Here is a 14,068-nt window from a genome sequence, read left to right as displayed (position 1 = left end):
CTCCGGCGCTGTGTTGTGGGGTCTCTGGCGCGTCGCGGTGAGGGGTCAGACCCCCGCGAGGTGGCGCACCACGTCGAGGTAGGGAAGGTCGACGGCGGCGTCGGCCTCCGCGCGGACCTTCGGCTTGGCATTGAACGCCACCCCGAGGCCGGCCGCGGCGAGCATGTCCAGGTCGTTCGCCCCGTCGCCCACCGCGATGCAGTGCTCGAGCGGGATCCCGTGCCGGCCGGCCCACTCGCGCAGCATCCGCTCCTTGACCGCCCGGTCCACCACCTCGCCGAGCACCCGGCCCGTGAGCTTCCCGTCGGCCACCTCGAGCTCGTTCGCACGCCAGTGGTCCAGCCCCAGGCGCTCGGCGAGGGGGGTGAGGATCTGCTCGAAGCCGCCCGAGACCACGCACACGACGTGGCCGGCCGCGTGGAACGCCCGGATCAGCTCCTCGGCACCGAGCGAGAGCACGACGGCGTCCCGCACCTTGGCGATGACGTCCACCGGGAGGCCCGCGAGGGTCGCGACGCGCGCGTGCAGGCTCTGAGCGAAGTCGAGCTCGCCGCGCATGGCGGCCTCGGTGACCGCCGTGACCTCCTCGCGCTTGCCCGCGTAGTCGGCGAGGAGCTCGATGACCTCCTGCTGGATCAGCGTCGAGTCGACGTCCATGATGAGCAGCTTCCGCTCGGCCTCGCGCACCCCGGCCGGCACGAGCGCGGCGGCGAACCCCAGCCCCGCGAGCGCGGCGCGCGCAGCCGCCGCCTGGCCGGCGTCGGCCTTCACGTCCGCGGTGAGCACGGTGTAGCGGCCGTCCGCTTCCACGGGGCGCTCGAAGGGTCCGACGGCGGCCCCCGCACCTTCGAGGACCCGGGCGGCCGCGGCCGCGTCGTCGTCGGTCAGCGTGACGGCATGGAGGACTGCGGCGAAGTGTGCTGGCATAAGCCCTCATTCTACCGAGCGCCTCCGCGGCCGGCGCCGGGCCGGGTTGGTTCGCCCACGGCGAAGTATCTGGACTAGTGTCAGAGGCCATGAGCAATGTTCTCCAGCTGTCTGGGGTCAGCGTCGTCCGCGGGACGAAGAAGCTGCTGGACGGCATCGACTGGCAGGTGAACGAGGGGGAGCGCTGGGTCGTCCTGGGCCCCAACGGCGCAGGCAAGACCACACTCCTCTCGCTGGCCGCGGCCCGCCTGCACCCGAGCAGCGGCCGCGTCGACATCCTCGACGAGACGATGGGCAAGGTCGACGTCTTCGAGCTCCGCCCGCGTATCGGCCTGTCCTCTGCCGCCCTGGCCAACCAGATCCCCGAGGGCGAGAAGGTCCTCAACGTCGTGGTGACCGCGGCGTACGGCGTCACCGGCCGGTGGCTCGAGCGCTACGAGAAGGACGACGAGCGCCGCGCCTTCCGGCTCCTGAACGAGTGGGGCATGGGCCCGCTCCTCGGACGGGTCTTCGCTTCGCTCTCCGAGGGCGAGCGCAAGCGCGTGCAGATCGCCCGTGCTCTCATGACGGACCCCGAGCTGCTCCTGCTCGACGAGCCCGGGGCCGGCCTCGACCTCGGCGGCCGCGAGGAGCTCGTGTACAAGCTCTCGGACCTCGCGCAGGACGGCGCCGCACCCGTCGTCGTCCTCGTCACGCACCACCTCGAGGAGGTGCCGCCCGGCTTCACCCACGCGCTCCTGCTGCGCGAGGGCACGGTCGTGGCCGCCGGACCCATCGCCGAGACCCTCACCGAGGAGAACCTCAGCGCGACCTTCGGCCTGCCGCTCGACGTGCGCGCCAAGGATGGCCGCTACACCGCGACGGCCAAGGACGGCGCGGCCACGGAGGGCCTAGCCTCCGCCGGCGCAGCTGCCGCTCCGGGCGCGTGATGGGGTTCTGGGGCGACGTCCTCATCTTCCTCGCCGGGCTGTGGGCCGGCACGATCAACACGATCGTCGGCTCCGGCTCGCTCGTGACGTTCCCGGTCCTCGTGGCCCTCGGCTACAGCCCGGTCAACTCGATCATCTCGAATGCGATGGGCCTGGTGGCCGGGGGCTTCTCCGGCGCCTACGGGTACCGCCGCGAGGCCGTGAGCGCCAAGCGCACCCTCCTGAAGCTCCTGCCGGTCTCCCTCGTGGGCGGCCTGCTCGGCGCGTTCCTGCTCCTGCACCTGCCGGAGAGCGTGTTCGGGTTCGTAGCCCCGGTGCTGATCGTCGTCGCGATCCTCCTCGTCATCTTCCAGCCCCGCCTCTCGGCCTGGGCCAAGGCCCGCCAGGCCCTCGAGCACATCACCCCCGAGCAGGCGGACCTGCAGAAGGTCCCCTTCATCCTCTACCTGCTGGTGTTCCTCATCGGCGTGTACGGCGGGTACTTCACGGCGGCGCAGGGCGTGCTGCTCATGGGGGTGCTCGGGATCTTCTTCCACGGCACGCTCCAGCAGTCCAACGCGATCAAGGTCGTCCTGAGCCTCGTGGTGAACCTCGTCGCCGCCGTGGCCTACCTCCTCTTCGCGTTCGACCGCATCAACTGGATCGTGGTCCTGCTCATCGCGGTCGGCTCCACGCTCGGCGGTTTCCTCGGCGCGGGCATCGGCCGGCGCCTGAAGCCGGTGGTGCTGCGGACGGTGATCGTGATCCTCGGCGTCGTCGCGCTCGTGAACCTGCTCGCCAAGCTCGTCAATGGCTGAGACGCCGGCGGGGGAGGGGCGGCGGATCGTCCGCCTCGACTCGGCGGATGATCCGCGCATCGCGGACTACACGGACCTGACCGACGTGCGCCTGCGCCTCCTGCGCGAGCCGGCCGAGGGTCTCTACATCGCCGAGTCCTCGCGCGTGCTCCGGAGGGCCCTCGCCGCCGGGCACCGGCCGCGCTCGTTCTTCCTCGCCGAGAAGTGGCTCGACGGGCTCGCGGACGTGCTCGCGGCGCACCCGGACGTGCCGGCGTTCGTGGGGCCGCCGGAGCTGCTTGAGGAGATCACGGGCTTCCACCTGCACCGCGGCGCGATGGCCGCGATGCACAGGCCGGCCCCGGTGCCGGTCGCCCAGCTTCTGGCGGGGGCGCGCCGCGTCGCCGTGCTCGAGGACATCGTGGACCACACCAACGTCGGCGCGATCTTCCGCTCGGCCGCCGCGCTCGGCATCGATGCCGTCCTCGTCAGCCCCCGCTGCGGCGACCCGCTGTACCGCCGCAGCATCCGGGTCAGCATGGGGACTGTCTTCCAGGTGCCGTGGGGCCGGCTGGACTCCTGGCCCGGCGGCATCGAGGAGCTCAGGCGGCTCGGCTTCACCGTCGCGGCCCTCGAGCTCGCCGAGGACGCGGTCGACGTCGACGAGCTCGCCGCGCGCCGGATCGACCGGCTCGCGCTCGTGCTCGGGACCGAGGGCGCGGGCATCGCCCCCGAGACGCTCGGGGCCGCCGACCTTGCCGTGAAGATCCCCATGCGGCAGGGCGTGGACTCGCTCAACGTCGCGGCCGCGAGCGCCGTGGCCTTCTGGGAGCTGCGCCGACGCTGACTGGGAGCTGCGTCTCCGCTGAGCTGGTACCATTGACTGCTGGCCCTCCGACCGGGAGGGCGTTCACACCTGGCCTCTGGCAAAATCCAGGGGCGCAAGCAAAGGGCCTATTGTGAAGTCTGATATCCACCCGTCGTACGAGTACGTCGTCTTCAACGACCTCGCCTCCGGCAAGAAGTTCCTCACGCGCTCCACGGTCACCTCCGACAAGACCACCGAGTGGGAGGACGGCAACACCTACCCCGTCATCGACGTCGAGGTCTCCTCCGAGTCGCACCCGTTCTACACGGGCAAGCAGCGCATCATGGACTCGGCCGGCCGTGTCGAGCGCTTCAACGCTCGCTTCAAGAACTTCGGCAAGAAGGCCTGACCCGACTGGTCCACCAGTCGCAGGCCGCTGCCACGCTGAAGGCGCCGTCCCCCGGGACGGCGCCTTCGGCGTCTCCGGAACGGGTCTAGGCTGGATCCGTGGCGGACTATCACGGTGAATTCAAGGTCCCGGGCGGCAAGCTCGTGGTCGCGGACCTCGCGGCCGACGACGGCGTCATCACATGGGCGAGCATCAACGGCGACTTCTTCCTCGAGCCGGACGAGGCCCTCGCGGACATCAACGAGGCCCTCGTCGGCCTCTCCACGCACGCGCCGAACACGGCCATCAGCCAGGCTGTCGCGGAAGCCGTGGGCCCCTCCGCCGTGATGTTCGGGTTCGACGCCGACTCCGTCGCCGTCGCGGTCCGCCGCGCCCTCGGCCACGCGACCACGTGGGCGGACCACGACTGGGAGGTCATCCCCCCGAGCACGCTCACGATCACCGAGAACGTGGCGCTCGACGAGGTCCTGACCCGGGAGGTCGGAGAGGGCCGCCGGAATCCGACGCTGCGCCTGTGGGACTGGGACGAGCGCTCCGTGGTGATCGGGACCTTCCAGTCCTACCGCAACGAGGTGGACCCCGAGGGCGTCGAGAAGCACGGCGTGACCGTGGTGCGGCGCATCTCCGGCGGCGGCGCCATGTTCATGGAGGCCGGCAACTGCGTCACCTACTCCCTCTACCTGCCGACCTCGCTCGTGGACGGGCTCTCCTTCGCCGAGTCCTATCCGTTCCTGGACGCCTGGGTGATGGAGGCCCTCGCCAAGGTCGGCGTCTCGGCGTTCTACAAGCCGCTCAACGACATCGCCACGGAGGCGGGCAAGATCGGCGGCGCCGCGCAGAAGCGGCTCGGCAACGGCGCGATGCTCCACCACGTGACCATGAGCTACGACATCGACGCGGCCAAGATGACCGAGGTCCTGCGCATCGGGCGGGAGAAGATCTCCGACAAGGGCATCGCGAGCGCGCAGAAGAGGGTCGACCCGCTCAAGCGGCAGACGGGGATGGACCGCGCGGACCTCTTCGAGGCCATGATGGGCACCTTCGAGGCCCGCTACGGTGCCCGCCGCGTCGCCCTGTCCGAGGACTCGCTCGCCGACGCGCGCGCCCTCGCCGAGCACAAGTTCGCCACCCGCGCGTGGCTGCACCGGGTCCCGTAGCCGGCCCGCGCCCGGGGTGAGCGGGCGCACGACGGCGGGTGGCCGCCGTCGTGCGCGGGCCCGCCCTGCGGTCCGGCCCTGCGGCACGGCTTGCGGGCGGTCAGCCCTTCCGGGAGCGGGCCTGCGCCACGAGGGCCCGGTGCAGGTGGTCGCGGGCCTCGAGGACGAGGCGGCGCAGCGCCGCCGGCGCCTGCGCATGCTCGGCGAGCCACGCGTCCGTGCGGCCGAGCACCGGGTGCTCCAGCGGGTCCAGGCCCGGGGCGAGGGACGAGCCGGCCGGGTAGAGGCCGTCGACGAGGCGCGTCGCGATCTCCTGCGACCGCTCCTCCCAGACCCGCGTGAGCATCGAGAAGTAGCGGTCCAGGAACGGCAGTCGCAGCTCCTCCGGACCGAGCATGAAGCCGGCGACGGTGGCGCCGAGGAGGTCGTTGGAGAGCCCGTCGCCGTCCACGGCCGCGCGCCACGCATCCTCCTTGACCGCTGGATCGGGCCGTGCCGCCATGGCGAGGGCGTGCCCCACGCTGCCCTTGGCAGTGCGGTCCCGGGCGAGTTCCGCGTCCAGCTCCGCGTCGGTCGCACGGCCCTGGGCGGCGAGCGCCTGCCACAGGGACCAGCGCAGGTCCTGGTCCACGGCGAGGCCCGAGAGCGTCTCGGCGCCGTCCACGAGGGCCCGGAGCATCGCGTGCTGCCCGCCGCCGTGCCTGCTGCCCGCCGCGAGCGCCCGGGCCCACGCGAGCTGCTGGTCGGAGCCGGGCTCGGCGCCCCGCAGCGCGCGGGCGACGGCCGCGAGGTAGTCGTCCCGCAGGGCGCCGCGGCCCTCCGGGTGCGTGTACCGCTCGATGGCGGTGCGGGCGTTGTCGAGCACCGTCAGCTGGACGCCGACCGTGGTCTCGGCCGGCCCGAAGCGCTCGACGGCGCGCACGTAGTCCGCGGCGGGCGTCTCGCCGTCGCGCGTGGCGTGCCACAGCGCCGTCCAGGCGAGGGCCCGCGCGAGGGGGTCGGCGATGTCGCCGAGGGCGTCCCGGACGGTCGCCTCCGAGCGCGGGTCGAGGCGCACCTTGGCGTACGTCAGGTCCTCGTCGTTGACGAGGAGGAGATCGGGGACCGGGCGCCCCGCGAGCCCGGGCACCTCGGTCACGCCCCCGGGCGCGTCGGCCGACAGGTCCACCTCGACGCTCGCCGACCGCTCGATGGCCCCCGAGGCCGTGCGCGAGTAGAGGCCGACCTTGAGCCGGTGGGGCCGCCGCGCCTCTGCCCCCGTGACGGGGTCCGTGGCGCGCTGCCCGATGGCCACCCGGGCGAGCCGCTCGCCGTCGTGCTCCGAGGCGTACTCGACGAGCGGCTCGAGCACCGGCAGCCCGGCGGTCTGGAGCCACGCCGCGGCCCAGTCCTGCAGGGGGCGCCCCGAGGACCGCTCGAGCGCGCCGAGGAGGTCGGCGAGCGTCGTGTTGCCGTAGGAGTGCCGGGCGAAGTAGTCGCGGGCGGCGGCCAGGAACGCGTCCTCGCCCACATACGCCACGAGCTGCTTGAGCACCGAGGCGCCCTTGGCGTAGGTGATCCCGTCGAAGTTCTGCTCCGCGGCCTCGAGGTCGGTGATGTCGGCGACGATCGGATGGGTCGTGGGCAGCTGGTCCTGGAGGTAGGCCCAGGCCTTGCGCCGGTTGGCGAAGTTCACCCAGGACGTCCTGAAGCCGGTCGCCCGGTCCACGGCCAGGGTGCCCATGTACTCGGCGAACGACTCCTTGAGCCACAGGTCGTCCCACCAGCGCATGGTCACGAGGTCGCCGAACCACATGTGCGCCATCTCGTGCAGGAGCGTGTTGGCGCGCCCCTCGTACTGGGAGTCGGCGGCCCGGGAGGCGAACACGTACTGCTCCGTGAAGGTCACGAGCCCGGGGTTCTCCATGGCGCCGAGGTTGTACTCGGGCACGAACGCCTGCTCGTACTTGCCCCAGGGGTAGGCGGGGGAGAAGACCGAGTGGTAGAAGTCCAGGCCGCGCCTGGTGAGGTCGAAGATCCGGTCCGCGTCGAAGTGCTCGGCGAGGGACGCCCGGCAGTAGGCCGCGAGCGGCACGGTGAGGGTCCCGCCGTCGCGCGTGGTCCCGGTCCAGGCGCCCGACGCGCGGTGGTACGGGCCGGCGAGCACCGCCGCGAGGTAGGTGGGCATGGGCGGCGTGGGGGCGAACTCCCAGCGCGCGCCGGCGCCGTCGTCGAGCGGGACGGCCTCCGCCGTCGCCTCGCCGTTCGCGCTGACCACCCACGACGACGGCGCGAGCACCGTGAACGCGAAGCTCGCCTTCAGGTCGGGCTGCTCGAAGTCAGCGAAGTACCGGCGGGCATCCGCGGGCTCGCACTGGGTGTACAGGTAGGTCTCGCCGTCGGCCGGGTCCACGAAGCGGTGGAGGCCCTCGCCGCTGCGCGAGTACCGCGCGTGCCCAGCGACCTCGAGCCGGTTGTGCTCGGCCAGGCCCATGAGGCGGATCCGCGCTCCGTCGTAGGCGGAGGCCGGATCGAGGGTGCGGCCGTTGAGGACCAGGCGGTCCACGGACTCCCCGAGGAAGTCCGCGAAGGTCTCTGCGCCGGCCACGGCGCGGAACTCGATGACGCTCGTCGTCGGGAAGGCCGTGGCCGCGGGATCGGCCGCAGCGCGGAGGTCGAGGGTGACGTGGTACGACTCGACGGCGAGCAGCCCAGCGCGCCCGGCGGCCTCGTCGCGGCTCAGGTTGTGAGTTGGCACACGGCCCATTCAACCATGCGGCCCCACCACGCCTGGGCCCCGATATGCGCCCGAGCCGGATTGGTGAAAAGCTGTTCCCTATGTCGGATCTCTTCGAGGACTACTCCGTCGCCGCCGAACGTACCGGCGCGTACGACGAGATGTTCGCCCCCCGCCAGGCGGCGCGGCCCAGCTACGGCCATCTCGCGCAGGCGCTTGCGGGACTCGACCTGACCGACGTGACCTCCCGCGCCGATTCGATGGCGCGCACCTTCCTCGACAAGGGGGTCACGTTCGACTACGCGGGGGAGGAGCGGCCGTTCCCGCTCGACCTCGTCCCGCGCATCATCTCCGCCGGCGAGTGGGACGTCCTCGAGCGGGGCGTCGCCCAGCGCGTCCGCGCCCTCGAGGCGTTCCTCAACGACGTGTACTCGAAGATGGCGGTCGTCGCCGACGGCGTGGTCCCGCGCCGGCTGATCACCACGAGCAAGCACTTCCACCGCCAGGTGCACGGCTTCGAGCCCGCGGGCGGGGTCCGGGTGCACATCTCGGGCATCGACATCGTGCGCGACGCCGCCGGCACGTTCCGCGTCCTCGAGGACAACGTCCGCGTCCCCTCCGGCGTGAGCTACGTGCTCGAGAACCGCCGAGCCATGGCTAAGGGCCTGCCCGAGGTCTTCAGCCAGCAGCCCATCCGCCCCGTCGAGGAATACCCCCGCCGGCTGCTCTCGACCCTGCGCAAGACCGCCCCCGCCGGCGTGGAGGAGCCGACCGTGGTGGTCCTGACCCCCGGCGTGTACAACTCGGCGTACTTCGAGCACACCCTGCTCGCGGGCCTCATGGGCGTGGAGCTCGTCGAGGGCCGCGACCTGATCTGCCGCGGGAACCGCGTGTACATGCGGACCACGGCGGGCGAGCAGCGCGTGGACGTTATCTACAAGCGCATCGACGACGACTTCCTCGATCCGCTGCAGTTCCGCTCCGACTCGATGCTCGGCTGCCCCGGCCTGGTCAACGCGGCCCGGGCCGGCGGCGTCACGATCGCGAACGCGGTGGGCAACGGCGTCGCGGACGACAAGCTCGTCTACTCCTACGTCCCGGACCTGATCCGCTACTACCTCGGCGAGGAGCCGATCGTGGCCAACGTGGACACGTACCGGCTCGAGGAGGACGACGCGCGCGAGGAGGTCCTCGACCGCCTCGACGAGCTCGTCGTCAAGCCCGTCGACGGCTCGGGCGGCAAGGGACTCGTCATCGGCCCGAGCGCCACGCGCGAGGAGCTGGACACGCTCCGCAAGCGGGTCCTCGCCGATCCCCGCGGATGGATCGCCCAGCCTGTGCTGCAGCTCTCCACCGTCCCGACGCTCTCCGGAGACCGTTTCGGGCCGCGCCACGTCGACCTGCGCCCGTTCGCGCTCAACGACGGCGACGACGTGTGGGTCCTGCCCGGCGGCCTCACCCGGGTGGCGCTGAAGGAGGGCTCCCTCATCGTCAACTCGAGCCAGGGCGGCGGGTCCAAGGACACGTGGGTGCTCGCCCAGTCCCCGGACGTCCCCGTCGAGGCGGAGCCCCGGCACTCGATCAGCATCCGCGAGCGCACGAGCGTGTGGCCGGTCGAGAGCAACTGGCGCGACCGCCAGGCCGAGCAGCAGCAGCAGTGACCGCGCGCCGTCGGCCGGCCAGCCCCGCCAGCTCCATCCCCGCCCGCACCACGACCCCTCGAGGAGGACGACGTGCTCAGCCGCATCGCTGAATCCCTGTTCTGGATCGGCCGCTATGTCGAGCGGGCGGACGGGACCGCCCGCATCCTGGACGTGCACCTCGAAAGGCTCAACCACCTGCCCGCCGCCGACCAGCGTAGCGTCGCCCAGGAGCTCCTCGGCGTCATGGGCTCGCGGTCAGACGCGGACGAGTTCGGGCTGCCCGACCTGCTCCAGTCCCTCGCCTTCGACCGCACGAACGCCACGAGCATCGCGGGCTCGCTCGCGGCCGCGCGCGAGAACGCCCGGCGCGCCCGGGAGACCGTCTCCTCGAGCCTGTGGGAGTGCCTCAACACCACCTATTACGGCCTCAGCCAGCACCGCAAGGACGTGGTGGGCACCTACCGCTTCTGCAACTGGGTGCTCGAGCGCACGGCGATGGTCCGCGGCCTCGCCGACACCACGATGAGCCATGACGAGGGCTGGCTGTTCCTCGTGCTGGGCCGTTCGCTCGAGCGGGCGGACATGACCGCGCGCATGCTCTCGACTCGCGAGGTGCACACGGCGGGGATGTCCTGGGTCAACATGCTCCGCTGCGCCGGCGCCTACGAGTCGTTCCTGCGTACCCGCCGCACCGCCTTCGACGAGCGCCACGCCGCCGAATTCCTCCTCATGGACCGGCTGTTCCCGCGCTCCATCGTGTACGCGCTGCGCGACGCCGACGACGCGCTCGCGAAGCTCGACCCCTCGGACACCCGGGTCGGGTTCATCAACGACGCGCGCCGCATTGTCGGCCAGGCCCGCACGTTCCTCGAGTTCCACCGCACGGACGACCTGATGGTCGAGCTCCCCGAGCACATGGAGCGGGTCCAGAAGGCCGTGGCCCAGACGTCCGACGCGGTCTCGCGCAAGTACTTCAACAGGGCCGACGAGCAGGCCTGGGTGGGAGAGGTTTCATGACCAGGCTGAGGATCCTGCACCACACCGCGTACCGGTACAACCGCCGCGTCACCCTCTCGTACAACGAGGCGCGCATGACGCCGCTGACCGAGCCCCAGCAGGTGGTGCTCGAGTCGCAGGTCCGCGTCACCCCCACGCAGGCCGCGGTGAGCTCCTACAAGGACTACTGGGGCACCCGCGTGACGGCCTTCGACATGCAGCTCCCGCACGAGTTCCTCGAGGTCGTCTCCTCGACCACGGTCGAGGTGCACCGGGTCGAGCGCGTGCCTGCCGAGGGCGACGTCGTGGCCTGGGACCGGCTGCGCAGCCCCGAGCTCGAGGACCAGTTCAGCGACTGGCTGCCGCAGTCCCGGCTGTCTGGGCCGGGGAGCGAGGTGCTCGGCACGCTCCCGGAGATCGTCGACGGCCTCGACCCGCACCGCGCAGCCCACGCTGTGTTCGACTGGCTGCGGGGCGAGATGCGCTACAGGCCCGGCTCCACGGCCGTGACGACGGACGCCGAGCAGGCGTGGAACCAGCGGGAGGGGGTCTGCCAGGACCTCGCACACTTGGCGATCGGGTCGCTGCGCAGCCTCGGCATCCCCGCCCGCTACATCTCCGGCTACCTGCACCCGCGCTCGAGCGCGGACATCGGCGAGGTCGTCGCAGGCCAGTCCCACGCGTGGCTCGAGTGGTGGGACGGCGAGTGGCGGTCGTGGGACCCGACCAACCACAAGCCGGCCGGAGACTTCCATGTGACCGTGGCCCGCGGCCGCGACTACCGGGACGTGCCCCCGCTCAAGGGCATCCTCTCGGGCGGCGGCGGCTCCCACCTCGACGTCGGCGTGGAGATCACCCGCCTCGCCTGACCCGCCCGCGCCGCGTCTCACCCCCGGCGCCCCCGCCCCGGCCCCGCCCCACCCCTCCCCGGGTTGTGGGGTCTCTGGCGACCGTTTGCGGGGTCTCTGGCGCCGGGTTGCGGGGTCCCTGGCGACCGTTTGCGGGGTCTGCGGCGACCGCCTGTGGATAACTGGGGATGCTCCCCGAGGACTTGTGCCAGCATGGGGCCATGAGTGGACAGGCGCCCCGCGAGAACCTCATCCTGCGGCCGTTCTCCGCAAGTGAGGCGAGGGCCCGCGGTCTCAGCGCGGCGGACCTACGGATCGCGGACATCCGCCAGATCAGCCGCGGAATCTTCGTTCCCCACGCCGGTCCGCCCGTTCTGGACCGCCTGGTTCGCGCACATCTTGACCTCAACCCAGATGCCTGGGCGTCGCATCGCACGGCGGGTGCGTTGGACGGTCTGTGGATGCCGCCCTGGATGGACGACCACTCGTACGTTCACCTGAGCAAGCCATCCCACCTGCCGAGGGTCCGGCGCCCCGGGGTGGTGGGGCATCGAGTGCGGATCCTCGAGGGGGAGGTGGTGATCCATGAGGGGATCCGGATGACGAGTCGAGGCCGGACATGGCTGGACTTGGGCCATGAACTGAGCGTGGCCGCGTTGGTTGCGCTCGGTGACCAGCTGATCCGAAATCCTCGGCCGGAGTTCGAGGGCCGCAGTGCTCCCTACGAGACGAAGGCGTCCCTAGCCCGGCTTCTCAAGGCGCATCCCAAGGTCAAAGGGGTCGGGAAGTGCAAGGAAGCCCTGATCGACATGCGGGTCGGCTCCGACTCCGTGCCGGAGACCATGCTGAGGCTCAGTCTCGTGGCCCACGGTTTCCCCGAGCCGCAGCTCCAGATCAAGCTCGACCCGGACGACCCGAGATCGCCTACCGCTGACCTTGGCTACTGTCGGGACCGCATCGGCATCCACTACGAAGGCGCCCACCATCAGGAGCCTCAGCAGCGACTGAGCGATGCCCGCCGGGATACCGCCTTCCGGCACAGGGGCTGGGGCCTCATCTACGCGGGGGGGCCGAGGACTTGAACGATGACTTCGCCCGTGTCCGGCGCGAACTGAGGATCCTTCTGGCGGGAAGAGCGGCCTGAGTCACTGCCCTTGGCCGGCGGCCAGAGACCCCTCAAGCGGGTGCCAGAGACCCCTCAACGGGACGGGGGGGGAGGGAGGAGCCCAGGTCACCAGGGGCTGGGCCGGTAGTCCTTCAGGAACACCCCGTACAGATCGGTCCCCGCCTCGCCCATGACGATCGGGTCGTACACTCGGGCTGCTCCGTCCACGAGGTCCAACGGCGCGTGGAAGCCCTCGTCGGCGAGCCGGACCTTGGTGTAGTGCGGCCGCTCGTCGGTGATCCAGCCCGTGTCCACCGCCGTCATGAGGATCCGGTCGGTCTCGAACATCTCCCCGGCGCTCGTGCGCGTCATCATGTTCAGCGACGCCTTGGCCATGTTGGTGTGCGGGTGCCCGGGACCCTTGTACTTGCGCCCGAACTGCCCCTCCATCGCGGAGACGTTCACCACGTACTTTCGGCGCGCCGTCGAACGTCGCATTGCGGGCCGCAGCCTGGAGACGAGCAGGAACGGCGCCGTGACGTTGCACAGCTGCACCTCGAGCATCTCGAGCGGGTCCACCTGGTCCACGACCTGGGTCCACGAATTGATCGCCGCGAGATCGGGAACGAGGCCGCCGGCGTCGATCGCGGTCCCCGCGGCGATCCGGTCCAGCGACGCGGAGCCGGTCGAGAGCGCGAGGGCGGTCACGGCATCGCCCGCGAGCGCAGGGTGCTCGGCCACGGACCCCGCGATCGAGAGCGGGTGCTTGTCGTGCGCGTGCCCGAACGTGAGCAGCTCGGGGCCCCCATTGCCCGGGAGCAGCGCCGCCGGGAGCGGCTCGGACTCGGCGTCCACAAGGGGCTTGTACGCGTTCCCGGAGCGACGCACCGTCTGGGCGGCGTTGTTGATGATGATGTCGAGCGGCCCCTCGGCGTCGAGCGCGTCGGCGAGCGAGATGACCTGGGACGGGTCGCGCAGGTCGATGCCCACGATCGTGAGCCGGTCGAGCCACTCGGCGGAGTCCTCCATCGCGGCGAACCGGCGGGCGGCGTCCTTCGGGAAGCGGGTCGTGATGGTGGTGTGCGCGCCGTCGCGGAGGAGCCGCAGGGCGATGTACATGCCGATCTTCGCCCGGCCGCCGGTGAGCAGCGCCCTGCGCCCGGTCAGATCAGTGCGCGCGTCGCGCTTGGCGTGGCTCATGGCGGCGCACTCGGGGCAGAGCTGGTGGTAGAACGCATCCACCTGGGTGTAGTGCTGCTTGCAGATGTAGCACGGCCGCGAGCGGAGGAGGTGCCCTGCGATCTCGCCGGTCGCGGAGGACGCGAGCTTGTTGCCCTTCGTCTCGTCGTCGATCCGGTCCGGCGCGGCGGTCGCGGTCTGCGCGATGACGGCCCTGTCCGCCTCGGCGATAGCGTCGCGCTTCTGGGTGCGGGTGAAGCGGCGGTGCGCCTTGAACATCTTGCCCGTGGCGCGCCGCACGGCCACGTAGTCCGGGTGCTCCTCGTCGTACGTGTGGATCGTGCCGAGCACCTTGAGGGCGGCCTGGATCTCCTCAGGGGTCAGTTCGGCGGGCATATCAGGGGAGCTCATGGCTTCCCATTCTACCGGTGCGCGCACAGCGGCGCGGGGGCCCGGGGCCCGGCCCCCCCCCCCGGGGGGGGGGGGGGGGGGGGGGGGGGGCCCCCGGGGGGGGGGGGGGGGGGCGCGGGGGGGGGGGGGGCGGCGGGGGGGGGGGCGCCCGCCGCGGGCGGGGC

The 14,068-nt window shown here is 71.7% G+C and carries 12 protein-coding genes; 9 read left to right on the top strand and 3 right to left on the bottom strand.

Translation table 11 applies throughout. The features are described 5' to 3' along the window. Positions 1 to 45 precede the first annotated feature (45 nt). The gene (gene serB, locus J2W20_RS08820; RefSeq protein WP_307006150.1) at positions 46 to 927 is read right to left on the bottom strand and encodes a phosphoserine phosphatase SerB; all 882 of its coding nucleotides are present in this window, start codon (positions 925 to 927) and stop codon (positions 46 to 48) included. An 89-nt stretch (positions 928 to 1,016) separates the two neighbouring features. On the opposite strand from serB, the gene J2W20_RS08815 reads away from it, so the two are divergent. The 5 genes from J2W20_RS08815 to J2W20_RS08795 all read left to right on the top strand — a co-directional run bounded on the left by J2W20_RS08815 (position 1,017) and on the right by J2W20_RS08795 (position 5,006). Then, positions 1,017 to 1,856 carry an ABC transporter ATP-binding protein gene (locus J2W20_RS08815; RefSeq protein WP_307006149.1) on the top strand — a complete coding sequence of 280 codons (840 nt, stop codon included), beginning with the start codon at positions 1,017 to 1,019 and terminating at the stop codon, positions 1,854 to 1,856. Then, complete coding sequence (locus J2W20_RS08810; protein WP_307006148.1) at positions 1,856 to 2,653, top strand: sulfite exporter TauE/SafE family protein; 798 nt, start codon at positions 1,856 to 1,858, stop codon at positions 2,651 to 2,653. The genes J2W20_RS08815 and J2W20_RS08810 overlap by 1 nt, the downstream gene beginning before the upstream one ends. Further along, a complete protein-coding gene (locus J2W20_RS08805) occupies positions 2,646 to 3,479 on the top strand; it encodes a TrmH family RNA methyltransferase (RefSeq protein WP_307006147.1) in 834 nt (277 codons plus the stop codon). Before J2W20_RS08810 ends, J2W20_RS08805 begins: the two co-directional genes overlap by 8 nt. Before the next feature lie 112 nt (positions 3,480 to 3,591). Then, the gene (locus tag J2W20_RS08800) at positions 3,592 to 3,849 is read left to right on the top strand and encodes a type B 50S ribosomal protein L31 (protein WP_307006146.1); all 258 of its coding nucleotides are present in this window, start codon (positions 3,592 to 3,594) and stop codon (positions 3,847 to 3,849) included. Positions 3,850 to 3,947: 98 nt separating this feature from the next. Continuing rightward, positions 3,948 to 5,006: a lipoate--protein ligase family protein gene (locus tag J2W20_RS08795; protein WP_307006145.1), complete on the top strand. Its 1,059-nt coding sequence runs from the start codon at positions 3,948 to 3,950 to the stop codon at positions 5,004 to 5,006. A 100-nt stretch (positions 5,007 to 5,106) separates the two neighbouring features. On the opposite strand, the gene pepN is transcribed toward J2W20_RS08795, so the two are convergent. After that, complete coding sequence (gene pepN, locus J2W20_RS08790) at positions 5,107 to 7,743, bottom strand: aminopeptidase N (RefSeq protein WP_307006144.1); 2,637 nt, start codon at positions 7,741 to 7,743, stop codon at positions 5,107 to 5,109. Positions 7,744 to 7,823: 80 nt separating this feature from the next. On the opposite strand from pepN, the gene J2W20_RS08785 reads away from it, so the two are divergent. From J2W20_RS08785 to J2W20_RS08770, 4 genes are all read left to right on the top strand, one after another. Then, positions 7,824 to 9,383 carry a circularly permuted type 2 ATP-grasp protein gene (locus tag J2W20_RS08785; protein WP_307006143.1) on the top strand — a complete coding sequence of 520 codons (1,560 nt, stop codon included), beginning with the start codon at positions 7,824 to 7,826 and terminating at the stop codon, positions 9,381 to 9,383. Between the two features lie 72 nt (positions 9,384 to 9,455). Then, positions 9,456 to 10,382: an alpha-E domain-containing protein gene (locus J2W20_RS08780; RefSeq protein ID WP_307006141.1), complete on the top strand. Its 927-nt coding sequence runs from the start codon at positions 9,456 to 9,458 to the stop codon at positions 10,380 to 10,382. Continuing rightward, a complete protein-coding gene (locus J2W20_RS08775; protein ID WP_307006140.1) occupies positions 10,379 to 11,230 on the top strand; it encodes a transglutaminase family protein in 852 nt (283 codons plus the stop codon). Before J2W20_RS08780 ends, J2W20_RS08775 begins: the two co-directional genes overlap by 4 nt. 200 nt (positions 11,231 to 11,430) lie before the next feature. Beyond that, positions 11,431 to 12,291 carry a hypothetical protein gene (locus J2W20_RS08770; protein WP_307006139.1) on the top strand — a complete coding sequence of 287 codons (861 nt, stop codon included), beginning with the start codon at positions 11,431 to 11,433 and terminating at the stop codon, positions 12,289 to 12,291. Positions 12,292 to 12,440: 149 nt separating this feature from the next. On the opposite strand, the gene J2W20_RS08765 is transcribed toward J2W20_RS08770, so the two are convergent. Continuing rightward, positions 12,441 to 13,904, bottom strand: a complete 1,464-nt coding sequence (locus J2W20_RS08765; protein ID WP_307006138.1) for an SDR family NAD(P)-dependent oxidoreductase — start codon at positions 13,902 to 13,904, stop codon at positions 12,441 to 12,443. Positions 13,905 to 14,068 lie beyond the last annotated feature (164 nt).

Source organism: Sinomonas atrocyanea (assembly GCF_030812675.1).
In the GTDB taxonomy this organism is placed as follows: Bacteria; Actinomycetota; Actinomycetes; order Actinomycetales; family Micrococcaceae; genus Sinomonas; species Sinomonas atrocyanea_B.
This window is presented reverse-complemented; position numbering and strand designations above follow the sequence as displayed.

Coding starts and splice junctions, on each gene's coding strand:
- J2W20_RS08765 (WP_307006138.1), bottom strand. CDS start 13,904: ATGAGCTCCCCTGATATGCCCGCCGAACTGACCCCTGAGGAGATCCAG.
- J2W20_RS08815 (WP_307006149.1), top strand. CDS start 1,017: ATGAGCAATGTTCTCCAGCTGTCTGGGGTCAGCGTCGTCCGCGGGACG.
- J2W20_RS08810 (WP_307006148.1), top strand. CDS start 1,856: ATGGGGTTCTGGGGCGACGTCCTCATCTTCCTCGCCGGGCTGTGGGCC.
- serB (WP_307006150.1), bottom strand. CDS start 927: ATGCCAGCACACTTCGCCGCAGTCCTCCATGCCGTCACGCTGACCGAC.
- J2W20_RS08805 (WP_307006147.1), top strand. CDS start 2,646: ATGGCTGAGACGCCGGCGGGGGAGGGGCGGCGGATCGTCCGCCTCGAC.
- J2W20_RS08785 (WP_307006143.1), top strand. CDS start 7,824: ATGTCGGATCTCTTCGAGGACTACTCCGTCGCCGCCGAACGTACCGGC.
- J2W20_RS08770 (WP_307006139.1), top strand. CDS start 11,431: ATGAGTGGACAGGCGCCCCGCGAGAACCTCATCCTGCGGCCGTTCTCC.
- J2W20_RS08775 (WP_307006140.1), top strand. CDS start 10,379: ATGACCAGGCTGAGGATCCTGCACCACACCGCGTACCGGTACAACCGC.